This is a genomic window from Pseudomonas sp. GW822-FHT03F08 (assembly GCF_058801265.1).
Genome location: NZ_JBXANC010000003.1, coordinates 328,827 through 351,502, shown reverse-complemented (window position 1 = coordinate 351,502; position 22,676 = coordinate 328,827). Strand labels below are relative to the sequence as shown.

Genomic DNA, 22,676 nt, shown 5'->3' with positions numbered 1-22,676 from the left:
AGAATCGCCAACACCTGTTGACGGCATGACGTTATCTAAAGCAATTTTTTGCGTGCGATATGTCGGAAAAGTGCTTTTCTTGGTGAGTTTTTTCCCTAAAGTTCGTAGTCAGTTTTCTCTGGCCGACCGTGAGGCGTTTTCCTTCAACATTTGGAGAACGTCTTTGCAGGTTTCGCGAGTGGCATTCCAGTAGTCTTGTGAACCTCGCGTTGAATGAGCACTTGGCTCGTTCAGGCTTTTATTCGAGTCATTGCGCAACACCATCGGCCTGGCCGTTTTTACTGTCGTGCGCGTTTTTCGCGTGCGGCACTCTTTCAAGTGTGGGGATGTTTCTTTGGCAGTCAGTAACCTCGATATGCATGCTTTGTTCGTGCTGGGTGATTTGCGGGCAAAGCTGGTCAAGCAGTTTCAATCGCGTTTTGTTTACATCACCGAGCAAAACGCCGAAGGCATTTACGTTGCCGAAATCGACACCGAAAGCGCATTGGTGGTCGACGACAAGCCCGGCCTCAAGCTCAAGGTCGGCGACCATTTCAGCGCTTCGGTATTGCCCAGCCGTGAAGGCGGCAAGATGGACATCCGTTTTCGCGAGATCAAAATGACCGTGTACGGCCTGGGCGACTATGCCTTCGTCACCACGGCCGATGGCCATGCCATTGTGTTCAAGGAAGGCCATAGCGCAGTCACTGTGTTCGCCGCCAATGAGCAGTTGCAGGAAGGCCTGACCAAAACCCTCAAAGCCGTCACCGCCAAGGCCGCCAAGTGGCGCAAGGGCGAACTGGTGACCTTCAAGGCCAGCGAGTGACGGGCGTGAGTCGCGCCGATTTCCATTTGCAGAACCTCGACAGCGCCCGCGATGAAGCCCGGCGCCTGTTCGATGCAAAGGCCGAATTGAAGGGCGCCTGGCTCGGTTGGGTCGCCTCGCAGATCTACGCTTTGCAGCCTGCTGAATACGCCAGCATGGTCAGACGCGAGCTTCAACGCTTGAAGGAAATGTCTGAAAAGTAGCCTTGTCCGTGTCATGCCCCTGAAAAAGCAGGAACCTCGTCTACAGTCAGTTGACTGAGTATTCAGAGGCCCCAGGCCTTCCTGCTATTGCTGTGAACAGCACGAGGTGCAAAAGCATGAACGGATTTCGACGGTTGCTGGCCGCTTTCATGGCCACATTCGGCTTGATGGCTGCGGTACCGACGGTCAATGCGGCGCAGACCCTGATTCACTTCGCCGACCTGAACTGGGAAAGTGGCAGCCTGATCACCGATGTCCTGCGGATCATCGTCGAGAAGGGTTATGGCCTGCCGACGGATACGTTGCCAGGCACCACCATTACCCTGGAAACCGCGCTGGCCAACAATGACATTCAGGTCATCGGCGAGGAGTGGGCCGGGCGCAGTCCGGTGTGGGTCAAGGCCGAGGCCGAAGGCAAGGTCGCCAGCCTGGGCGACACGGTCAAAGGCGCCACCGAAGGCTGGTGGGTGCCGGAATACGTGATCAAGGGCGATACCGCCAAAGGCATCAAACCACTGGCGCCGGACCTGCGCAGCGTCAGCGATCTGAAGAAGTACAAGGACGTGTTCAAGGACCCGGAAACCCCGAGCAAGGGGCGGTTCCTCAACAGCCCGATCGGCTGGACGTCGGAAGTGGTGAACAAGCAGAAGCTCACGGCTTATGGGCTGCAGGATGACTTCACCAATTTCCGCAGCGGCTCCGGTGCGGCGCTGGATGCCGAAATCAGTTCGTCGATCCGCCGGGGCAAACCGGTACTGTTCTATTACTGGTCGCCGACGCCGTTGCTCGGCAAGTTCAAACTGGTGCAACTGGAAGAGCCACCGTTCGACGCCGAAGCCTGGAAGACCCTGACGGACGCCGACAATCCCAACCCGAAACCGACCCGTTCGTTGGCCTCGAAACTGTCGATCGGGGTGTCTGCACCGTTTCAGAAGCAATACCCGCAGATCGCGGCGTTTTTCAGCAAGGTCGATTTTCCGATCGGCGATTTGAACAAGGCACTGGCCGATATGAGCGAGAAACACACCCCGCCACGGGAAGCGGCGGAGGCGTTCATGAAGGCCCATCCGGATGTGTGGCAAGCCTGGTTGCCGAAGGATGTGGCGGACAAGGTGCAGGCAGGATTGTAGCGGGGCGGCGAGGGAGCTTGCTCCCTCGCCGGGGTGAGTCAGAACCGGGTCTGCACCGCCAGTTCAAAGGTGCGCGGTGTGCCCAGGTAGTAAGCCGGCGACACATGGGCGAATTCGGCATACACCTCGTTCGTCAGGTTACGCACGCGGCCGGTGACGGTGGTGTGAGTATCGACCTTGTAGCTGAGGAAACTCCCGAACAACGTGTACGACGGTACGGTCATGGTGTTGGCATTATCCGCATACACCGAGGCCACATACCGCGCATCAACCCCGCCTTGCCACTGTGGCGAAAAGTCATAGGTCAGCCACAGATTGCCGACCCGATCCGGCACATTGGTCGGCGTGTTGCCCTTGCGTGATACCACCACGCCGGCGGCGTTCTTCTCGTTGAACTCATCGTATTGCGCATCGACCCAGGCAAAATTGCCCTCGGCTAGCAGCTTGTCAGTGATCCGCAGTGAGCTGGCAATCTCGATGCCTTTGGATGTCTGCTGGCCGACCGGAATGCTGTTGGTCGGGTCCAGTGGATCGGTGACGGCAAAGTCTTTGCGCTCGATGGTGTAAGCCGCGACTGTCGCGGAACCGCGACCGTTCAGATAGTCGAACTTGCTGCCGATTTCCCATTGCTTGCCCGTTGAAACATCGAAGTCCTGAGTACCACCGGGTTGCTCGGCGGCGGTGCTGTATTGCACATAAACGTTGGCTGATGGAATGAACTGGTAGGTCAGGCCGACGCGCCCGGTGACCGGTTCCCAACTGCGCTTGAGGTGGCGCGGGTTGCTCGCCGTTACCGTGCGATGGTTGGTGACGTCCAGGTCGATGTCGTCGTAGCGAAGGCCGGTGAGCAACGAGAGTTTGTCAGTCAGTGCCAGGCGGTTTTCGGCGAACAACGCCTTGGTGGTGACCTCGTTGGTCTTGTCGCTGACAAACCCAGGTTTCGTGCCCGGAATGTCATAGAAATGCCCCGGGCGATAATTGTTCGGGTCCACGGTGCTCGCGCCTTTGACGTTGAGCGGCGAGTTGGTGGTCTGGTTGACCTTGTACTCGAAGCCGCCGGACCAGGTGGTGTCGAGGCCGAACAGCGTGTTGTCGTGGCGCAGTTCGAACTGATTGCCGTCCTGCTCACCCTGATGCCGCACCTGATAGGCCGTGGAGCGGTTCACGGCGCTGTTGTCGGCGTTGTACTGGTAGGTTTCGAGGTTGCGGTAATCACGCTGGCTGTCGAGGTGATAGAGCGTGTTGCGCAGGGTGGTGCTGTCATTGATCCGGTAATCGATGATCGAGCGCACCCAGATCGTCCGTTGCTCGTAGCGGCCGTCCTCGACGTTGTAGTTGTTAAAGCGGTTGTGCCGGTCGATCTTCAACTCGCCGGCCTTGGGGTTGAGTACCGGGGTGCCCCAGTACGGGCTGTCTTCGTGTTCGTCCTGGTATTCCAGGGCCAGGGTGTGCGACAGGTTCGGCGTCAGGTCGCTGAGCAGCGAGAACGCCATGCTCCAGGCGTCGCGCTCCTGACGATCGATGTAGCCGTTGCTGGTGTTGTGGCTGACGTCGAGTCGCGCGTAATGCTGCACGTCGGCGCCGGGCTGGCTCAGGGCGTGGTTGAGGCCGAACGCGGTTTCGGTGGTGTCATAGGTGCCGTAGCTGACCCGGCCTTCGGCGGCTTGCTCGTCGCGAGTGGCCAGTTTGGTCACGTAGTTCAGCGAACCACCAACCGAGCCTGCACCGTTGATCAGCGACGACGGGCCGCCGACCAGTTCCACCCGGTCATAGATCCACGAATCCACCGGTCGCGCCAGCCCGCCGGAGACATTGATGCCGTTGAACATCTGGGTGATCTGGCTGCTGGTAAAACCGCGATAGGAGACGAATCCGCCAAAGCCTGGCGGTGCACTGGCGTTCACCCCAGGCAAGGTGTTGGCCGCGTCCTGAAAGTTTTGCGAGCCGTGGCGCTCGATGTCGTTGCGGTTGGCGATGGCTACCGAGGCCGGGGTGTCGCGTACGCTCAAGCCGAGGCGCGAGGCCATGCCGCTGGACTGGTCGAGGCTCAGTCCCGGTTCGGCGGCGGACTCGCCGTCAATGGTGATCGGCGCCAGATCCACGGTGGATTGTGCCCAGGCGTTGACGGACAGGCAGCCGCACAGGCTCGCCAGCAAGGTAAGTTGTTTCATCGATTGAATCCTGAATGCTTGTCTAGGAGTCAGCGCACAGGCGAACGCCGCGCATTGGCGCAGTGGGCTGACAAATCAAAAAGGCAAAGACACTCAGGCGAGCGGCGGGGCGCGGGGGTTGGCCGAAGGCCAGGTGAAGCGAGCAGGGAGGTCGGCGCTGACAATGACCGGCAGCGGCGGGCTGTGTTGTTCCGGCAGGATCGCCAGGGTCAGGCTGGAGTTGAACGCCGGGCCCATGCCGCCGGTGGAGCACAGCGGACAGCCAAAGGCTTTGGCCAGGGTCGGCAGTTTTTCTTCGGAAGGATTGGACGCGAGTGGCGCCTGGGTGCTCGGGTCGACGGCGCAGAACTGGCCACCAATACCGTTGAGCTGCATCCCGACCATTTGTCCGTGACCGATGCTGCAGGCGAACACGTTGAACAGGACGCAGCAATAGAGCATCCAGGCCAGCAGTGAGCGATCGGAACGGGTGAATTTCATGGGGCGGCACTTTACCGCACCGCTGACCGGTCGTGCACATGTAAAAATGCCGACTAGGATGTTTTGTTCAAGTCCCTTGAAAGGATTCTCGACCATGACCTTTGTGTTGGCTCAATGGCTGGTGACGATATTTGCGGCGATCAGTCTGATGCATGTGTATTGGGCGATGGGTGGAGAGTGGGCGGCTGTGGCGGTGGTGCCGCAGGTTCCGGTGGATAACGGCGGACTGACGCTCAGGCCGGCGTTCAATCCGTCAGGCTGGATCACGTTGGCGGTGGCGGCAGCCCTGCTACTGATTGCCGCACTGGTGTGCATGAGGGTGGGCTGGTGGTTTTCGCCGGTGCATCACTGGGCGTTGCAGTGGGTGATCAGCGCGATTGCGCTGCTGATGTTTGCAAGGGCGATTGGCGATTCGGAACTGGTGGGCTTTTTCAAGGAAGTGAAGGGTTCGCGGTTTGCCCGGCTCGACACTTGGATTTACTCACCGTTGTGTCTGATTCTGGGAGCCGGGCTGTTGGCTGTTGCCTGGATCTAGCTGCCGCTCTCGGTGCGTCGGCTGCTCACCTCGGCCGGCACATCGTCCCCGGCCATGCGCTTGCGGAACAACGCCGCACGCGCCAGCAGCAAGGTGGTCACCGGCACGGTGATCGACAGCAAGATCGGGATCAGCCACGCGTGCAGCACCGGCCCGGACTTGAGCGCGGAAAAGCAGATGATCGACGCCAGCGCCACGCACCACGCGCCGAGGGTCGAGGCCAGCGCCGGCGGGTGCATGCGCTGGAAGTAATCCTTCATCCGCAACAGCCCGGCTGCACCGATCAGGGCAAACACGCCGCTGAGTACCAGCAGGATCGCCACCGGGATTTCCACCCACAGAGACAATTCAGCGTTCATTCGATCACCTCGCCACGCAGCAGGAATTTCGCCAGGGCAAACGAGCCGACGAAGCCGAACAGCGCGATCAGCAGCGCCGCTTCGAAATAGGTGTCACTGGAGTAACGAATTCCCAGCGTCAGCATCATCAGCATGGCGACGATGTACAGGTAGTCCAGCGCCAGTACCCGGTCCTGTGCCGACGGCCCTTTGAACAGGCGAATCAGCGTCAGTACCATCGCCAGCGAGAACAGGAACAGCGTCAGCAGAATCGCATTCGACAGCAGTGGGCTCATTCGAAAATCTCCATCAACGGCCGCTCGTAAGTGACCTTGAAGTGCTGGATGAATTGCGCCTCGTCATCCAGATCCCAGACGTGCAGCAACAGAATGCTGCGATCCAGCGCCAGTTCCGACCACACCGTGCCGGGCACGACCGTACAGATCATCGACAGCGCCGCCAGACCGTTGGCATCGCGCAGATCCAGTGGCACCTTGATGAAGCGTGAGCGAGGCGGGCGGCGACCGGCGTTGAGCACGCCCCAGGCCACCGCCAGATTGGAGATGATCACGTCACGCCCGACCAGCAGGAACAGGCGCAGAATTGCACCGGGCCGGCGGATGTGGATCTGTTGCGGGCGCAGTTTGCGCATCATCAGCGGAGCGCAGAAGCCCAGTACGGCACCGAGAAGGAGATTGCCGGGGCTGATCGACAGGTTCAGCACCAGCCACAACAGCCACAGCGCAAGCGACAGCCATGGCGCAGGAAACAGACGCTTCATGGTTGTACCTCCAGCAGCGCAGCCTTGGCTTCCGGGCTTGGCACGGCGCGCGTACCAAGCACCGCCATCACGTATTGCTGCGGGTTGTTCAGGGCGTCTGCGGCAGCCTGGGTGTAACGCAGCAGCGGCTCAGCCTTGAAGGTCAGGGCGATGCTCAGGCCGAGCAGCAGGAAAATCGGCACGCATTCGAGTTTGCGCAGCACCGGCGACGGGCGCTCTTCCGGCGACCAGAAACGCTGGATACCCAATCGCGAGAAAGCCATCAACGAGCCGAGGCCGGTGAGGATCAGCAATGCCAGCAACGTCCAGGCAGCAGTTGAGATCGGTTCGCCAGTGCCGAGCCCCAACGGGTTGAGCAATGCGCCGATCAGGCTCAGCTTGCCAATGAACCCCGACAGCGGCGGCATGCCGATGATCAACAGCGCACACGCAATGAAACTCAAGCCGAGGAAGGCCATGGTCCACGGAATTACCTGGCCGACGACGGCTTTCTGGTCATCGTCGAGGTTGATGCCCTTGACCGGTCGTTGCCATTCCTGCGGACGCGGCAGCAACTCGTTTTCGTCTTCGAGCGGTATTTCGATGGCGGTGCGCGAACGTTCGATCAGTTCCGCCAGCAGGAACAGTGCGCTGAGTGCCAGAGTCGAGCTGACCAGATAGAACAGCGCCGCGCCGATCAGGTTCGGCTGGGCGAAACCCACCGCCGACAGGAGAATCCCCGCCGACACCAGAATGCTCAGGCTGGCCATGCGCTCCAGGCGTTGCGCGGCGATGATCGCCACGCCCGCGCAGAGCATGGTCGCCATGCCGCCGTAGATCAGCCAGTCGCCGCCGAAGTAGGCCGAGGCGCCGGCCTGCCCGGAGAACAGCAGTGTCCACAGGCGCAGCAAGGTGTAGACGCCGACCTTGGTCATGATCGCGAACATCGCCGCCACCGGCGCACTGGCCGAGGAATAGGCCGGCACCAGCCAGAAGTTCAGCGGCCACATCCCGGCCTTGGCCAGGAACGCCACCGCCAGAATCGCCGCGCCGGCATGCAGCAAGCCACGATCGGCCTCCGGCACCAGCGGAATCTTCATTGCGAGGTCGGCCATGTTCAGCGTGCCGGTGACACCGTAGATCAGCGCCGCGCCAATCAGGAACAGCGACGAGGCCAGCAGGTTGATCGAAATGTAATGCAGCCCCGACGACACCCGTGCCCGGCCCGAGCCGTGGAGCAGCAAACCGTAGGAGGCCGCGAGCAGCACTTCGAAGAACACGAACAGGTTGAACAGATCTGCAGTCAGGAACGCGCCGTACAGGCCCATCAACTGAATCTGGAACAGCGCGTGGAAGCTTGAGCCTGCGCCATCCCAGCGCGCCATGGCGAACAGCAGGGCGCTGACGCCGATGATGCCGGTCAGCACCAGCATCAAGGCCGACAGCCGATCCACAACCAGCACGATGCCGAATGGCACCTGCCAGTTACCCGGCAGGTAGACGCCGATGGAGCCGGGTACGCCGGTGGTCTGGGTCCATTGCAGCAACAGCACGGAAATGCCCAGGCCCAGCAGGCTGGAGAACAGGTTGATCTTGGCCTTCAGCGGTCGGTGTTTCTCGCCGAGCATCAACATGATGGCGGCGGTCAGCAGCGGCAGCAGAATCGGCGCAGCGATCAGGTGAGTCATCGCCGTCATTCCTTGGGCTCCCGACCGTCCACATGGTCGGTGCCGGTCAGGCCCCGTGAAGCGAGCAGCACCACCAGAAACAGCGCGGTCATGGCGAAGCTGATGACGATCGCCGTCAGCACCAGCGCCTGAGGCAGCGGGTCGGTGTAATTGAGCAGATCCTGCGGCACGCCATCCTTGATGTTCGGTTCCTTGCCGATGAACAGGCTACCCATGCTGAAGATGAACAGGTTGACGCCGTAGGACAGCAGGCACAGGCCCATGACCACCTGGAACGTCCGCGGGCGCAGGATCAGCCAGACGCCGGAGGCAGCGAGCACTCCGATGGCGATTGCGATGACTTCTTCCATCAGACGGCTCCTTTGATGGCAGCGGTTTTATGACCCCGGACCGATTGGTGGGCGAGTGCGGTAAGGATCAACAACGTCGAACCCACCACCACCGCATACACGCCGATGTCGAAGAACAGGGCGCTGGCGATATGGATGTCACCCAGCACCGGCACGCTGAAATGCCAGGTGTGCGTGGTGAGGAACGGATAACCCGCCAGCATCGCGCCAAGACCGGTGACCGTGGCGAACAGCAACCCGGTGCCCATCCAGCGCAGCGGTCGCAGGCTCATTTGCGCCTCGACCCACTGGGTGCCGGCGACCATGTATTGCAGGATGAACGCCACCGACATCACCAGGCCGGCGACGAACCCGCCGCCCGGTTGGTTGTGGCCGCGCAGGAACAGGTAGAACGACACCACCAATGCAATCGGCAGCAACAGGCGAACCAGCACCGCCGGCACCATCATGAAGCCGAGTGCGGTGTCGCTGGCCGAACGCGGGTTGACCAGATCGGTGACCACGTCCGGCGCCAGCAGGCGTTGCTGGGCTGGCAGTTGCAGGCTTTCTTTCGGTGGGCGGAAGCGTCGCAGCAGGGCGAATACGGTCAGCGCCACGGCCACCAGTACGGTGATTTCCCCGAGGGTGTCGAAGCCACGAAAGTCCACCAGCATCACGTTGACCACGTTGCTGCCGCCACCTTCAGGCAGGGCGTGGCTCAGGTAGAACGAGGAAATGTCGTTCGGGGTCTGGCGGGTCAGCATCGCGTAGGACAGCAGTGCCATGCCGCCGCCGACGGCAATCGACAGCAGCAAGTCGCGCAGACGCCGCACACGGGCCTTGCGCAGGCTGCTCGGCAGCGGCGAAACCTCTTCGATCCGTCGTGGCAGCCAGCGCAGGCCCAGCAGGATCAGCACCGTGGTCACCACTTCGACCACCAGTTGTGTCAGGGCCAGATCCGGTGCCGAGAACCAGACGAAGGTCACGCAAGTCATCAGGCCGCAGACACTGACCATGGTCAGGGCGGCGAGACGGTGATACTTGGCCTGCCACGCGGCGCCGAGGGCGCAGGCGATTGCCAGCAGCCACAGGGTCACGAACACGATGGAGCCGGGGATCTTCGGCCGGTCACCCCAGCTCAGGCTGCTGTGCAGCATCGGGATCAGCCCGGCGAGCACTGCCGCCAATACCATCAGGAACAACTGCGTTTGCAGGCGTTTGGTGCCGATTCGCCGCTCCAGACGTCGGGCCAGGCGCATCATCGCCACCAGGCTGCGTTCGAACAGGCGCTTGCCATTGAAGCGGCCCACCAGCGGCGGGAACTTGAAACGGCCACGCTTGAGCTGATTACGCAGCAGCAGGTAGACCACGATGCCGCCGGACATGGCGATCAGACTCATGATCATCGGTGCATTGAGACCGTGCCAGATCGCCAGACTGTATTCCGGCAGCACGCCACCGACCACCGGCAACGCCGCGGCGGCCAGCAACGGGCCGACCACTTGAGCCGGGAAAATCCCTACCAGCAAACAGGTGAACACCAGCAACTCAACCGGTGCACGCATCCAGCGCGGCGGCTCGTGCGGGGTGTGCGGCAGATCGGTGGCGGTCGGGCCGAAGAACACGTCGACGGTAAAGCGCAGCGAGTACGCAACGCTGAACGTACCGGCGATGGTCGCCACGATGGGCAGCGCGGCTTCAACCCACGCCGTGGCATTGATGAACACGGTTTCGGCGAAGAACATTTCTTTCGACAGGAAACCGTTGAGCAACGGCACGCCGGCCATGGACGCACTGGCGACCATCGCCAGGGTGGCGGTGAACGGAATCAGTTTGAACAGGCCGTTGAGCTTGCGGATGTCGCGGGTGCCACTTTCGTGGTCGATGATCCCGGCGGCCATGAACAGCGAAGCCTTGAAAGTCGCGTGGTTGAGAATGTGGAACACCGCCGCGACCGCTGCCAGCGGACTGTTCAGGCCCAGCAGCAAAGTGATCAGGCCGAGGTGGCTGATGGTCGAGTAGGCCAGCAGCCCCTTGAGGTCGTTCTGGAACATCGCGCAGTACGCGCCGAGCAACAGCGTGGCGGCGCCGGCACCGCTGACGATGTAGAACCATTCTTCGCTGCCGGACAGCGACGGCCATAACCGCGCGAGCAGGAAGACCCCGGCCTTGACCATGGTCGCCGAGTGCAGATAGGCCGAAACCGGTGTCGGCGCCGCCATCGCGTGGGGCAGCCAGAAGTGGAAGGGGAACTGGGCGCTTTTGCTGAGGGCGCCGATAAGAATGAGGGGAAGCAGGATAGGGTAGAGGGCATGTGCGCGAATCTGATCGCCGGCGGCCAGGACCTTGTCCAGGTCATAGCTGCCGCCCACATGGCCGAGGATCATGACCCCCGCCAGCAGGCACAATCCGCCGGCACCGGTAACCATCAGCGCCATATAGGCGCCGCGCCGGGCGTCGTGGCGGTGGTGCCAATAGCCGATCAACAGGAACGAAAAGAGGCTGGTCAGCTCCCAGAAAAACACGATCTGGATCAGGTTGCCCGAGATCACCAGCCCGAGCATGGCGCCCATGAACGCCAGAAAGAACGCGAAGAAACGCGGCACCGGGTCATCCGGCGACATGTAATAACGGGCATACAAGGAAACGAGGGTGCCGATGCCCAGCACCAGCATCGAGAACAGCCAGGCGAAGCCGTCCATGCGCAGGACGAAGTTCAGGCCCAGGCTGGGCAGCCACATGAACTCTTCACGGATCACGCCGCCATGGGCGATTTGCGGGAACAGCAAGGCGACCTGGACAGTACCGATCAAAGCGACCAGGCCTGCCAACAGGGATTCGGCGTTACGTGCGTTGTGCGGCAGCACGGCTGCCAGACAGCTGCCCACAAAAGGCAGAAGCAGTAGAACTATCAGGGACATAGGCTTCTAATCTGCGGAAGTTTGTGAAGCATCATACGTGCCAGCTCCCGGATCGCCAAACGCGAGGATGTCTCTGAATCCTACAAAGTAGCCGCAAATTGTTTGGTTCACATTGTTTCAGGGAGGGGAAATGCGCGAACCCACGCTTTAGCGTGGGTTCGATCAGTGCTCGGTTTCGCGGCTCAGCTCTTCTTCGAGGTCCGACGTGGTTTTGCCCTTGGTCTTCAACTCACTGACGATCACCGCCGCAACAATCAACCCGGCGCCCACCAACGCAATCGCCGGCAGACGCTCCCCCGCAATCCGACCGGCGATCCCGGCCCAGACCGGCTCACCTGCATAGATCAGGGTCGCACGAGTCGGCGAAACGCTTTTCTGCGCCCAGTTCATCGCCACCTGAATCGCCGCGCTCATCGCGCCCAATCCCAGGGCCGTACTCAGCAGCAGCCAGGAGAAGCCCGGAAGCGCTTCACCGGTCGGCACCACCATCAAAAACGCCAGCGCCGAGGTCACCGCCAGTTGCACCACCGTTACCCGGCGCACATCGACCTGGCCCGCATAAGTGCTGATCAGGATGATCTCCGCCGCTATGGCGATGGCGCTGATCAGCGTGGCGATTTCACCGGGACTGAAATTCAACGAAGCGCCGGACGGCCCCGACAGCAGCATCAACCCGGTAAACGCCAGCATGATCCCGATGCTCGGCATCAAGCCGGGACGACGACCGAGTACCAACCATTGCAGCAGCGGCACAAACGGCACGTACAACGCGGTGATGAACGCCGATTGACTGCTGGGGATGGTCTGCAAGCCAACGGTCTGCAAGCCATAGCCGAGCATGATCGCCACGCCGATGAACGCGCCGGCCTTGAGTTCGAACAAGGTCAGCTCACGCAGGTGTTTCCACGAAAACAGCGCGACGATGCTCGCCGCTGCGGCAAAGCGCAGGCCAACGAAAAACATCGGCCCGCTGACGGTCATCGCGTGCTGGACCAGCAAAAAGGTGCCACCCCAAAGCATGGTGATCAGCACCAGCACGCACTCGGCTTTGCTGAACCGGGAAAACCGCAGGGGAGTTTGGGGGGAGTTGGCTGACGTCATGACCTTGCGCACTTTTGAAGAGGCGACGCACAATGCGCCAAATGTTGCGCAGTATACTGCCCAACCCCAGCCAGTGAGCAATATAGTGCACAAAGATTCTGTACAACGGGCTTCGGTCCTGCAACACGTCAGCCAGAACGTCCGACGCCTGCGCCACGCCGCCGACATGAGCCAGACAGCGCTGGCGGAAAAATCCGGGGTCAGCCGGCGCATGCTGGTCGCGATCGAGGCCGGCGAAAAAAACGTCAGCCTGACCACCCTCGATCGTGTCGCCGAAGCCCTCGAAGTGGCGTTCAGCGATTTGATCCAGGCCCCGGACAACCGCGATCCGGGCCGTATCAACGAACTCGCCTGGGCCGGCAGCATTCCCGGCAGCAAAGCCGTTTTACTGTCCAAGGCCAACGCCACCCGCGCGGTGGAACAGTGGGAATGGTGCCTGCAACCGGGCGAGGTCTATCCCTCGCAACCGGACGCCGAGGGCTGGAGCGAGCAGATTTTCGTCTTTGAAGGCTGCCTGACCCTGATGCTCGGCGACCAGCCGCAGCACATCGCCGCCGGTGAGTTTTTCATGTTCGCCAGCAACCAGCCGCACACCTATCGCAATGACGGGGAAGTCGCGGCGCGCTTCGTGCGTAATGTGGTGATTTGACTGTTGCAGGGCCGACAGCGGATAAACAGTTTGCTCTATTCTTCGTGCAGACTGCTTTAGGTTGTTATCTTAATCTATTGATAAATAACGAAAATATATTCAGGCATGACTCCTGCTAAGGGTTCTGGATCCTCATCCGGAAACCACGGAGTCGCCTCACATGACCACCTCAAATCACACCTCCAAATGCCTCCTGAAAATCGGGAGTGCCGTCTGATGCCCCGTGAAATCCGCCTCAACGCCTTCGACATGAACTGCGTCGGCCACCAGTCGCCGGGCCTGTGGGCGCACCCTCGGGATCGTTCCTGGCAGTACAAGGATCTGGAGTACTGGACCGATCTGGCGAAAATCCTCGAACGCGGCAAGTTCGACGGGCTGTTCATCGCCGACGTGCTGGGCATCTACGACGTGTACAACGGCAACGGCGAGGCGGCGATCCGGCAGGCGGCACAGGTGCCGGTTAATGACCCGTTGCAACTGATCCCGCCGATGGCGCTGGTGACCGAGCACCTGGGTTTCGGCCTGACTGCTTCGTTGTCCTTCGAACATCCATATCCATTCGCCCGACGCCTCTCGACCCTTGATCACCTGACCAAGGGCCGCGCCGGCTGGAACATCGTCACGTCCTATCTGGAGAGCGGTGCGAAGAACATCGGTCAGCAAGCCCAGACTGAACACGACGCGCGCTACGACTTCGCCGAAGAATATCTGGAGGTCTGCTACAAGCTCTGGGAAGGCAGTTGGGAAGAGGGCGCGATTCTGCGGGATCGCGAACGGCGGATCTTCAGTGACCCGAGCAAGATCCACGAGATCCGCCACCACGGGAAACACTTCCAGGTGCCAGGCATTCACCTCTGCGAACCGTCGCCGCAGCGCACGCCTGTTCTCTATCAGGCGGGCGCTTCCAGCCGGGGCAAGCAGTTTGCCGCCGAGCATGCCGAGTGCGTTTTCGTCGCTGCGCCGTCGAAAGTGCTGCTCAAAAAAACCGTGGCCGACATTCGTCGCCGCGCCGCCGAGGCCGGACGCGATCCGTCGAAGATCCTGATCTTCAATCTGCAAACCGTGATCCTCGGCGAGACCGACGCCAAGGCCAAAGCCAAGTTCGAAGAATACAAATCCTGGGTCAGCTACGAAGGCGCGATGGCGTTGATTTCTGGCTGGACCGGCATCGACTTCAGCCGCTTCAAACCGGACGAACCGCTCAAGCATGTGCACACCAATGCCATTCAGTCGGCGGTCGAGGCGTTTTCCACGGCGGATCCGAACAAGGTCTGGACCCCGAACGAACTGGCCGATTGGGTCGGCATCGGCGGTTTCGGCCCGTTGTTCGTCGGCAGCCCGGAAACGGTGGCGGACCTGTTGCAGGAATGGGTCGATGAAACCGACGTCGACGGCTTCAACCTGGCCTACGCACTGACCCACGAAACCTTCATCGACGCCGTGGAATTGCTGGTGCCGGAGTTGCAGAAACGCGGTGTTTACAAGACCGAATACACGCCGGGCACGTTGCGCGAAAAGCTGTTTGGCGAAGGACCGAGATTGCCGCAGATCCATCCGGGCAGCGGTTATCGAAACCTGGGCGAGCTGCATCGGCAGGAGAAAAAGGTCGCGTCTGTCTAGACTCGCTCGCAGCGTCTGCACGACACTGACTTGAGCAAACCCTCTGCAGCGAGAATGGCATGACTCAAACCGATACGACCGCCATCCGTCACGCCGACATCCTGATTGTCGGCGGCGGCCTCAGTGGCGCGATGCTGGCGGTGCAATTGCTGCACCTGCCGGGGCGGCGACGGATTCTGGTGATCGAGCCCCGGGCCGAACTGGGCCGGGGCGAAGCGTACAGTGCGGTGGAGCTGGGCCACACGCTCAACGGCAATGCCGCGCGGATGAGCGTCGACCCGGACAATGCCGATGACTTGACCCAATGGCTGACCAATCATATTGCCAGCGGCGGCTGGCCTGAATCCGATCAGCAACATGTACCGGTCAGCGAACTGTTTCCACCCCGGGGCCTGTTCGGCGTCTATGTGCAGCAGCGTCTGGCCGAAGCGCAGCAGGTGGGCGCGCAGCATGGTTCGACGGTCGAGCACGTGCGCGCAGAGGTGATTGATGTACAGGCTTCAGTTGATTCGGTGCAGCTCACCTTGAGCGACGGCCAGCGACTGCAAGGCGCTTTTGCGGTGCTCGCCACCGGCATGTTCCCCGCCGCCCGTACGCCGCAAAAGCAGTCCAGCGGCCTCAATGCCGCCGCGCTCGACCCGTGGGATCTGGGCGCCATGCGCCAGCTCGATCCGCAATCCACGGTGTTGATCATCGGCTCCGGCCTGACCATGGTCGATGCCGTGGTCTCGCTGGAGCAGGCCGGGCATCGCGGGCCGATCGAAGTGTTTTCCCGGCACGGACTGTTGCCCCATGTGCGTCGACAGCCGCCGGCGTGGGTGGACTTTCTCGCCGAGGATCACAGCCTCCGCACGCCACGCCAGTTGCTGCGCGAATTGCGCCGGCATTGCCAGGTCGCCATCGCCCAAGGCATCGACTGGCAGGCGCCGCTGGATACGGTGCGCGCGCACATCGGTCGGCTGTGGAGCCAGGCGAGCGATGCGCAGCGCCGGCAATTCGTGCGGCATGTGCGGCCGTGGTGGGAGAGCCATCACCATCGTTCGCCGCCGCTGAGTGCGGAGCTGGTCGAGCGTCTGCACCGCGAAGGGCGCCTGCGTATTCACGCCGCGTCCTATAAAGGTCTTGAGCCGGTGTCGGGCGGAGGTGTTGGCATTCGCGTCCGTCGTCGGGGCGAGAGTGAAACGCGCGTGGTGCAAGGCGCGGCGCTGATCAATTCCAGTGGTATCGAGTATGACTGGCGCCGGGTCGACCGGCCCTTGCCTCAGCAGTTGCTGGCCCGTGGGCTGGTGCAACCGGGGCCATTGGCGCTGGGGATTGCGGCGGCGGTGGACGGCGCGGTGCTGGATGCTCAGGGGAAAGTGTCACAAAGACTGTTCGCGATGGGCCCGCCACTCAGAGGGATGTGGTGGGAAAGTACCGCAGTGACCGATGTCGCGTCGCAGGCCAAGGCGTTGGCGGCGCGGCTGGTGGCTCAATAGTCGTAACCGTACTCGGAGGCGTTCTGCGCAACGTAGAGCGTCTGCTCCAGGCTGCCCGTGGCTTCGCTGCCAAGGCCGACGGTGTCGACGTTCAATGTGCCGGACTGGCCGACACTGGTCATGGCTACGACGTGCCCGTTGCCGTGGGCGTTGGCAATCGCTGAGGTGGCGCCGATCAGCGCGACGATGAACCCGAGGGCAATGAAGTCTTTCATGGGTGCACCAGAAAGTGGGAAGAAGATGACCGCCACTTTATGACCACCGGCGCCAGAAGAAAAAACACCTTTTCAGATAGTTGTTATCAAAGGCGTTGATGCGTGATCAGCGCGGCAGGGTGTTGCTCAGCCAGCGCTGGCGCATTTTCTCCAGGCGGCCGTCGGCGCGCAGCGTATCCAGTGCCTGTTGCCAGCGTGCGACCTGTTTGGGGTCGGTCTGTCGGGAGAACGCGATGTAGGTGTCCTGCTTCATCAACGGCAACTGGTACTGCAAACGCCCCGGTTCCATGCCTTGCTCGCGGGCGAGGGCGGCGCTGGACAAGGTGTCGGACACCACAAAGTCGGTCCGCCCGAGACTGAACAGACGCATCATCTGTTCCGGGGTTTCCACGCCGTAAAGGTTGGTCAGGTCCTGTTCCTGCAAATAGCTGTAGACCAGCCATTTGCGTGGCACGGTGATCCGGCCCAGGTGATCGGCTTCACGCAGGCTGCGTACCGGTGGGTGAAAATTGTCGTGGGCATACAGCGCGGTTTCGACTTCGATCAACGGCCCGACCCATTGGTAGCTGTCGTCGCGTGCGTCGGTGCGCAGGACAGTAAATACGCCGGTGTCCGGGGTATCGCTGGCCATGCGCAGGGCGCGCAGCAGCGGCACTTGCTGCAAGTGAATGCGATCGCCGGTCTGCGCGGCCAGGGCCTGCACCACATCCACGCCGAAGCCCACCAGTTGATCGCCCTGAAGGAAATGCAGCGGAGGATGATTGTCGGTGAGCAGTTGCAGATCTGCCGCATTGGCCGTCAGGGCCAGAAAAGACAGCAGGCAGGCGGCAAAACGTTTCATGGATCGTCCCTGAACAAATCAATCGCCCAGCTTAGTACGCCCACATGACGGCTGTCGTGGGGAATCAGCGGGGCTTTTGTGTCAGAGAGCAGGGCGGTTTGGTAGTGCCAGCGAGTTGTACGGACATAGAGTGTCAGAATTCGGCAGTGTACAACCGGCCAGCCTGCGCCAGACCGGTTGCACGGTTACTGCGGACTTAACTTCGTACGTCGTTCACCAACACACTGACCAGATGACTGCGCTGGAACGGTCCAGACAGGCTGCCCTCGCCAGTGACCACCACCTGTACGTTGTATGAACCCGCCACTGGCGTGTCGATCAACGTGGTCAGAGGGAGATTGTTGGCGGTCTTGAGGTGCACCACACCTTGCTGGTGAGCGAGGATGTCCTGCTCGGGCAGCAATCGTTGGCGCAAGGCCGCGAGGCGGGCGTTGGCCGACGGTACGCCGCGGGCCAGGTCTGCCGGGTCAGGTTGCACCGAGCCAAGTTGAGCATCGTATTTGACCAGCGCATCTGCAAGGCTGATGGTCGGTCGCTGCACGATAGCGTGGGCGCGCACATTGCTGAGGATTTCACCGCCTGCATCCAGATGGATGTTCAGTGGTAAAGGCTGACCGACGCTGTGCAAGGTGGGCAGGTCAATGCTCAGTTCCAGGCTTGCTGCGCTCCGGAGGGACTGCGAGAAATATTGCAATGCGCCGCCGGTGCAGTTGATCAACTGCCCGCCTCCGGCGAACTCGAGCTGGACGTACCACTGCCCTGGTGCCGGGTTGTCGACGTTGTAGATGACGAAACCGTCGCCGATGATCGTCGGGTTCAGCGCACTGGTGGAGCCGGACGGGTCGACCAGCGTGACCGACAACTGATTGCCCGAAGGACTGCCTCGGGTGTAGCTGATCTCGGTGTTCGACCACACCGCCGACATTTGGGCACCCCCTGGTCGTTGTGAGACGACGGCGGGGATCAACCGGTAATCGTTCTGCTGGATGTCATTGAGTTCGTTGACCAGCAAAGCGGCCGAGGCGGTGTCCGAACGAATCTGGTTGTAGACCTTCATCATGTCCGCCGCGCGCGGCGCATAGAAGAACTGGCCGCCCGTGCGCGAAGCGATCTGTTTCAGCAATTGCTGATCCGAGTTGGCCCCCATGGCGCAAGCCATCACCCGGTAACCCGGCAAAACGTCCAATGGCGGAGGTCCGTCGTTCTGGTAACCATCAGTCAGCAATATACAAGCGCGGGGCTCGCCGGCCGCGTCAAGAAAATTGCGACTCTGCTGCAAGCCCCTGCCGATGGCGGTGGAGTTGCCATTGAACGACAGTCCGCCCACTGCATCCGAGGCGTTCTTGGTCACGGTCAATGCCTGATCGACCGTGGCCAGACTGTTGTTGTTTGGATAGACATTGCGTGCGTTGGTGTCATAGGCCACCACCGCCACCTTGTCGCCCGGCTTGAGCAGGCGCAAGAACGCGCGGGTGTCGATGACCGTTTGCGCTACATACCCGGAGCCGGTCATGCTGGCCGAAGTATCGACTATTGGAACCACTGAAACGTTGGTCATGTTGTGTGCTCCCTGCTCATGCTTCATCGACTGTCGAGCGATCGAACCGCACCGCCAGTCGTCCATGGGTGGCTGTCGTGTTGAACACTGCTCGTCCCTGGTCATCAATCGTCGCTCGCGCCACCGGGACGCCATCCGACAGCAACTCCAGAGCGATGCCTTTGGCCGATTCGCCCGATGCCAGATTTACCGTAATGGTGATGGACATGTCTGACTCCTTGTCAGTTCTGCTGATCGATGAAGGTGCTTTCGCCATTGGCCACGCTGCCCACCAGAGTTGGCGCCTTGCCCTCGAACTGACGGAAGACGTTGCGGGCGGTGGACTTGCCGCTGGTGTCCAGCGGAACGGTGACGGACGGGTGGTAGCTACCTTCGAGGGTGACGAACGCCGACCACGGCCCGGTGTACGACTCGTTCAGGCCATTGGTGAAGCTGTAGGCATAGCGCACCGCGTTACCGTCGACCCAGTTCGGTGGGCTGGGCGTATGGCTCTGCCAGCCGTTTGCCTGAATGGTGGGAGCTTGAGTCGGCGGGTTCAGGTAGCCGGCCGGTGGTTTGGGGTGGTAGTCGTTGGTCAGCAGCGCCAACGTGGTTGATCCCCACCAGTTGTCAGTCCAGTTGCGGTCGTTGAGATTGTTGATGTCCTGGCGACGCAGCACCGTATTGTTCTGTGCCACGAACAGCGCAGAGTAGTTGGCGGTGCTCAGATGGTTCTGCACCTGTTTCAGGTCGGGCACATAGAGCAACGCCTGGTACTGGCCCTCGCTCGGTGCACTCCCATTCATATAGGTTTCGAAGATTTCGTCCACCGAGGTCTGCACGACCGTATTGACATTGTTGCGGTTGGCGACATCAACCGTATCGAAGTAGCGCTTGTCGCCATAGGCGTGCCAGTTTTCATCCATTGCATTGAAAACGTTGAGACCGAACTTGCAGTCTTCATCGTGCATGGAGCGAGACAGCAGTGAGCCGATATCGCTGGGCGTAACCTTTTCATACAACTGCTTGCGCGGCGTGCGCAGATGACCGCCAGAGAACAGGTCGGAAAGGAAGTGGTCGGCAAAGGCGTTCATTGCGTAGGCCAGTTCCAGATCCTTGCGCTGCTTTGTGCCATGAGCCTTCACTGCCTGATTGAGGGCCGCAGCGTGGCCGGCCTTGTAGGCCAGCACGGCCCAGTCGCCGAAGTGATCCCAGTTGGTCGCGGCCAGCTTCAGGTAGCGGCCCATGGGAATCCACGGCGGGATAAGGTAGCCGCCGCCAGTGATCCGATTCCATTTTTTCGACAGGTCGTCGTCGAGTTTGTCGTATGCAACATGGGGCTGAACCCCGTCCAGAATCGCTTGATTGGCTGCTTTGATTTCTTCCTGCATCACCGCCAGGATTTCGCCTGCCTCGGCCTTGGATGCCGGCAGGGTTGCCAGCGAGTCGAACGCTGCCGAGAAGCGCTTGATGCGGTCGCCGGCCGTGGCACCATCGGAAATCGGCTTGTCCGGGATACCGTAGAAATCTCCGCCGAGGGCGACAACCTGACCATAGGTGAGTTGCAGGCCATTGGGCAGGTGCAATGGCACGGACCAGGCAGGCGAGCCGGAGTCGCTTCCGGAAAAGTACAACGTCACGCTGTCTCCGATCGCTGTATGTTCACCGCCTTCAAAGAATTCGCTCGGCCCCCCCTTGACTGGCGTAGAGAGCCGCTGCTGCGGGTCGGCCATCTTGTGATACTTGAGCGTGTGTTCGCCCAGTGCTACCAGGTCCAGCACAGTGCCATCGCCTGGAATGGCGATGCCCTCCTCACTGAACAGAAGGTCCAGCAATTCGCCGATTCTGCCACCGGAAGCATTTCCGGGATCCTTTGGTTTATTGGCTTCGGTCATTTCCAGTCTCCATTATGACTGAGGAAAAACTCTGGACGTGCAGGCACGACTGCGCCGAACAATGCGCCGGGTCCAGGCAGGAACATTCAAGGTTTCAAAAAGGTACGGCTACGTAATCGCCGCGGACTACCAGACGACATCGCGACAGTGGGGTAGGCGGAACTGACGCCGGTTGGCGCAGCGCATACGAAAGACATCCGTGAATCCGGACATGAGGTTGCCTCCATGGCAATGCAGCACGGTGCTGGCTGCACGTGGATCATAGTCACGGCCAATAGGCTGTCAAACCTGCCGAGTGACAAATGGCCACCACTCGTCGGAGGCCGTTTTTACGATGGAATGTCTGCAGGCAGGAGGCGTTGAAGCGTGAGAGTTGTGCCTGAAGCCTTGCGCTTCAGGCACGTACATCTTCGAGTCAGGAAACCACGCGATAGCACGGTACGTACGCCGCGCCGCCCGGCAGTTTCATCCGGTGCTGGGCGACGAAGGCTTTGAGCAGCAGGTCCAGCGGTTGCATGATCGCGGCGTCGCCACGGATCTGATACGGGCCGTGTTCCTCGATCAGGCGAATGCCCTTGTCCTTGACGTTGCCGGCGACGATTCCGGAGAACGCGCGGCGCAGGTTGGCTGCCAGTTCATGCGGAGGCTGGTCGCGGTGCAGCTTGAGGTTGGCCATGTTTTCGTGGGTCGGGTCGAACGGACGCTGGAAGCCTTCGTCGATCTTCAGCAGCCAGTTGAAGTGGAACGCGTCGTTGCGTTCGCGGCGGAACTGTTTCACGGCTTTGAGGCCCGCGGTCATCTGGCGCGCCACTTCGGCCGGGTCGTCGATGATGATTTCGTAGTGCTGTTTCGCTGCCTCGCCGAGGGTGGCGGTGACGAAAGCGTCGAGTTGCTCCAGGTACGGCGCGGCATGTTTCGGCCCGGTCAGGATCACCGGGAACGGCAGGCCGGCGTTGTCCGGGTGCATCAGGATGCCCAGCAGGTACAGGAACTCTTCGGCAGTGCCGGCGCCGCCCGGGAAGATGATGATGCCGTGGCCGACGCGGACGAAGGCTTCTAGGCGCTTTTCGATGTCCGGCAGGATCACCAGCTCATTGACGATCGGGTTCGGCGCTTCGGCGGCGATGATGCCCGGTTCGGTCAGGCCCAGATAGCGGCCACCGTGGATGCGTTGTTTGGCATGGGCGATGGTCGCGCCTTTCATCGGGCCTTTCATCACGCCCGGGCCGCAGCCGGTGCAGATGTCGAGGCTGCGCAGGCCCAGTTCGTGGCCGACTTTCTTGGTGTATTTGTATTCTTCGGTGTTGATCGAGTGGCCGCCCCAGCACACGACGATCTTCGGCTCGACGCCCGGACGCAGGGTGCGCGCGTTGCGCAGCAGGTGGAAGACGTAGTCGCTGATGCCCTGGGAGGTGCTGAGGTCGATGCTCAGGGCATCGAGTTCGTTCTCGGTGTAGACGATGTCGCGCAGGGCGCTGAACAGCATTTCCCGGGTACTGGCGATCATTTCGCCGTCGACGAAGGCATCGGCCGGGGCGTTCAGCAGTTCCAGGCGCACGCCGCGATCCTGCTGGTGGATGCGGATTTCGAAGTCCTTGTAGGCTTCCAGAATGGTTTTCGCGTTGTCGACATGGGCGCCGGTGTTGAGGATTGCCAGGGCGCACTGGCGGAAGAGGGTGTAGGTGCTGCCGGTTCCGGCCTGGCTCAGTTGCTGAACTTCACGTTGGGAAAGGGTTTCCAGGCTGCCTTTTGGGCTGACCGAGGCATTGATTACGTGTCGTTGGGTCATGCAGTGATCCTTAAAACGATGTCATTGCCGGCCTGGCCAATGGCATCCGAATAGTGTGTATCCATGAATGAAGATGGCACGATCTGCGTGGTATCGCCATGTCCCCGTTGGACGCTGAAAAGATGAAAAGGAGCTCCAGCATAGCTAAATCCGCCTCAGAGGCGATAATGCGCCGGCCTCTTTTTATTTCA

At 61.1% G+C, this 22,676-nt stretch carries 22 protein-coding genes; 7 read left to right on the top strand and 15 right to left on the bottom strand.

Annotation, left to right across the window (positions count from 1 at the left end):
- Positions 1-334 precede the first annotated feature (334 nt).
- From AC1RME_RS08645 to AC1RME_RS08635, 3 genes are all read left to right on the top strand, one after another.
- On the top strand, positions 335-805 hold the full coding sequence (locus tag AC1RME_RS08645; protein ID WP_007950541.1) for a hypothetical protein: 471 nt from the start codon (positions 335-337) through the stop codon (positions 803-805).
- Positions 806-810: 5 nt separating this feature from the next.
- Positions 811-1,008: a hypothetical protein gene (locus tag AC1RME_RS08640; protein ID WP_085731966.1), complete on the top strand. Its 198-nt coding sequence runs from the start codon at positions 811-813 to the stop codon at positions 1,006-1,008.
- Positions 1,009-1,124: 116 nt separating this feature from the next.
- The gene (locus AC1RME_RS08635; RefSeq protein WP_096820151.1) at positions 1,125-2,138 is read left to right on the top strand and encodes an ABC transporter substrate-binding protein; all 1,014 of its coding nucleotides are present in this window, start codon (positions 1,125-1,127) and stop codon (positions 2,136-2,138) included.
- 38 nt (positions 2,139-2,176) lie between these two features.
- Here AC1RME_RS08635 and AC1RME_RS08630 read toward each other — a convergent pair whose 3' ends face one another.
- Together AC1RME_RS08630 and AC1RME_RS08625 are read right to left on the bottom strand one after the other, a co-directional pair.
- The gene (locus tag AC1RME_RS08630; protein WP_096820150.1) at positions 2,177-4,309 is read right to left on the bottom strand and encodes a TonB-dependent receptor; all 2,133 of its coding nucleotides are present in this window, start codon (positions 4,307-4,309) and stop codon (positions 2,177-2,179) included.
- A gap of 93 nt (positions 4,310-4,402) precedes the next feature.
- The gene (locus tag AC1RME_RS08625) at positions 4,403-4,789 is read right to left on the bottom strand and encodes a DUF2946 domain-containing protein (RefSeq protein ID WP_096820149.1); all 387 of its coding nucleotides are present in this window, start codon (positions 4,787-4,789) and stop codon (positions 4,403-4,405) included.
- A 94-nt stretch (positions 4,790-4,883) separates the two neighbouring features.
- Here AC1RME_RS08625 and AC1RME_RS08620 point away from each other — a divergent pair, with 94 nt between their 5' ends.
- Positions 4,884-5,324, top strand: a complete 441-nt coding sequence (locus tag AC1RME_RS08620) for a DUF3995 domain-containing protein (protein WP_096820148.1) — start codon at positions 4,884-4,886, stop codon at positions 5,322-5,324.
- On the opposite strand, the gene AC1RME_RS08615 is transcribed toward AC1RME_RS08620, so the two are convergent.
- The 7 genes from AC1RME_RS08615 to AC1RME_RS08585 all read right to left on the bottom strand — a co-directional run bounded on the left by AC1RME_RS08615 (position 5,321) and on the right by AC1RME_RS08585 (position 12,461).
- The gene (locus AC1RME_RS08615; RefSeq protein ID WP_096820147.1) at positions 5,321-5,683 is read right to left on the bottom strand and encodes a Na+/H+ antiporter subunit G; all 363 of its coding nucleotides are present in this window, start codon (positions 5,681-5,683) and stop codon (positions 5,321-5,323) included. The genes AC1RME_RS08620 and AC1RME_RS08615 overlap by 4 nt on opposite strands.
- Positions 5,680-5,958: a K+/H+ antiporter subunit F gene (locus tag AC1RME_RS08610; RefSeq protein WP_003225959.1), complete on the bottom strand. Its 279-nt coding sequence runs from the start codon at positions 5,956-5,958 to the stop codon at positions 5,680-5,682. Before AC1RME_RS08610 ends, AC1RME_RS08615 begins: the two co-directional genes overlap by 4 nt.
- Positions 5,955-6,443, bottom strand: a complete 489-nt coding sequence (locus AC1RME_RS08605) for a Na+/H+ antiporter subunit E (RefSeq protein WP_096820146.1) — start codon at positions 6,441-6,443, stop codon at positions 5,955-5,957. The genes AC1RME_RS08610 and AC1RME_RS08605 overlap by 4 nt, the downstream gene beginning before the upstream one ends.
- Positions 6,440-8,119, bottom strand: a complete 1,680-nt coding sequence (locus tag AC1RME_RS08600; RefSeq protein ID WP_096820145.1) for a monovalent cation/H+ antiporter subunit D — start codon at positions 8,117-8,119, stop codon at positions 6,440-6,442. The genes AC1RME_RS08605 and AC1RME_RS08600 overlap by 4 nt, the downstream gene beginning before the upstream one ends.
- Positions 8,116-8,460, bottom strand: a complete 345-nt coding sequence (locus tag AC1RME_RS08595) for a Na+/H+ antiporter subunit C (RefSeq protein WP_096820144.1) — start codon at positions 8,458-8,460, stop codon at positions 8,116-8,118. The genes AC1RME_RS08600 and AC1RME_RS08595 overlap by 4 nt, the downstream gene beginning before the upstream one ends.
- Positions 8,460-11,360 (bottom strand): monovalent cation/H+ antiporter subunit A, encoded by a 2,901-nt coding sequence (locus AC1RME_RS08590; RefSeq protein WP_096820143.1) that lies wholly within the window; start codon positions 11,358-11,360, stop codon positions 8,460-8,462. Before AC1RME_RS08590 ends, AC1RME_RS08595 begins: the two co-directional genes overlap by 1 nt.
- Positions 11,361-11,522: 162 nt before the next feature.
- Positions 11,523-12,461, bottom strand: a complete 939-nt coding sequence (locus AC1RME_RS08585) for a DMT family transporter (RefSeq protein ID WP_096820142.1) — start codon at positions 12,459-12,461, stop codon at positions 11,523-11,525.
- 85 nt (positions 12,462-12,546) lie between these two features.
- Here AC1RME_RS08585 and AC1RME_RS08580 point away from each other — a divergent pair, with 85 nt between their 5' ends.
- From AC1RME_RS08580 to AC1RME_RS08570, 3 genes are all read left to right on the top strand, one after another.
- Positions 12,547-13,110, top strand: coding sequence for a helix-turn-helix domain-containing protein (locus AC1RME_RS08580; protein ID WP_096820141.1), 564 nt, complete (start codon positions 12,547-12,549; stop codon positions 13,108-13,110).
- 216 nt (positions 13,111-13,326) lie between these two features.
- Positions 13,327-14,730: an LLM class flavin-dependent oxidoreductase gene (locus AC1RME_RS08575; protein ID WP_096820140.1), complete on the top strand. Its 1,404-nt coding sequence runs from the start codon at positions 13,327-13,329 to the stop codon at positions 14,728-14,730.
- A gap of 59 nt (positions 14,731-14,789) precedes the next feature.
- On the top strand, positions 14,790-16,208 hold the full coding sequence (locus AC1RME_RS08570; RefSeq protein WP_096820139.1) for an FAD/NAD(P)-binding protein: 1,419 nt from the start codon (positions 14,790-14,792) through the stop codon (positions 16,206-16,208).
- Here AC1RME_RS08570 and AC1RME_RS08565 read toward each other — a convergent pair.
- The 6 genes from AC1RME_RS08565 to ppnN all read right to left on the bottom strand — a co-directional run bounded on the left by AC1RME_RS08565 (position 16,202) and on the right by ppnN (position 22,485).
- Positions 16,202-16,423: a hypothetical protein gene (locus AC1RME_RS08565; protein ID WP_096820138.1), complete on the bottom strand. Its 222-nt coding sequence runs from the start codon at positions 16,421-16,423 to the stop codon at positions 16,202-16,204. The genes AC1RME_RS08570 and AC1RME_RS08565 overlap by 7 nt on opposite strands.
- A 106-nt stretch (positions 16,424-16,529) precedes the next feature.
- On the bottom strand, positions 16,530-17,264 hold the full coding sequence (locus AC1RME_RS08560) for a substrate-binding periplasmic protein (protein ID WP_096820137.1): 735 nt from the start codon (positions 17,262-17,264) through the stop codon (positions 16,530-16,532).
- A 196-nt stretch (positions 17,265-17,460) separates the two neighbouring features.
- Complete coding sequence (locus tag AC1RME_RS08555) at positions 17,461-18,822, bottom strand: vWA domain-containing protein (RefSeq protein ID WP_176504836.1); 1,362 nt, start codon at positions 18,820-18,822, stop codon at positions 17,461-17,463.
- A gap of 16 nt (positions 18,823-18,838) precedes the next feature.
- Positions 18,839-19,030 (bottom strand): hypothetical protein, encoded by a 192-nt coding sequence (locus AC1RME_RS08550; RefSeq protein ID WP_096820135.1) that lies wholly within the window; start codon positions 19,028-19,030, stop codon positions 18,839-18,841.
- A gap of 13 nt (positions 19,031-19,043) precedes the next feature.
- A complete protein-coding gene (locus AC1RME_RS08545; protein WP_096820134.1) occupies positions 19,044-20,696 on the bottom strand; it encodes a phospholipase in 1,653 nt (550 codons plus the stop codon).
- 415 nt (positions 20,697-21,111) lie between these two features.
- Positions 21,112-22,485 carry a nucleotide 5'-monophosphate nucleosidase PpnN gene (ppnN, locus tag AC1RME_RS08540; RefSeq protein ID WP_064597381.1) on the bottom strand — a complete coding sequence of 458 codons (1,374 nt, stop codon included), beginning with the start codon at positions 22,483-22,485 and terminating at the stop codon, positions 21,112-21,114.
- Positions 22,486-22,676: the final 191 nt, after the last annotated feature.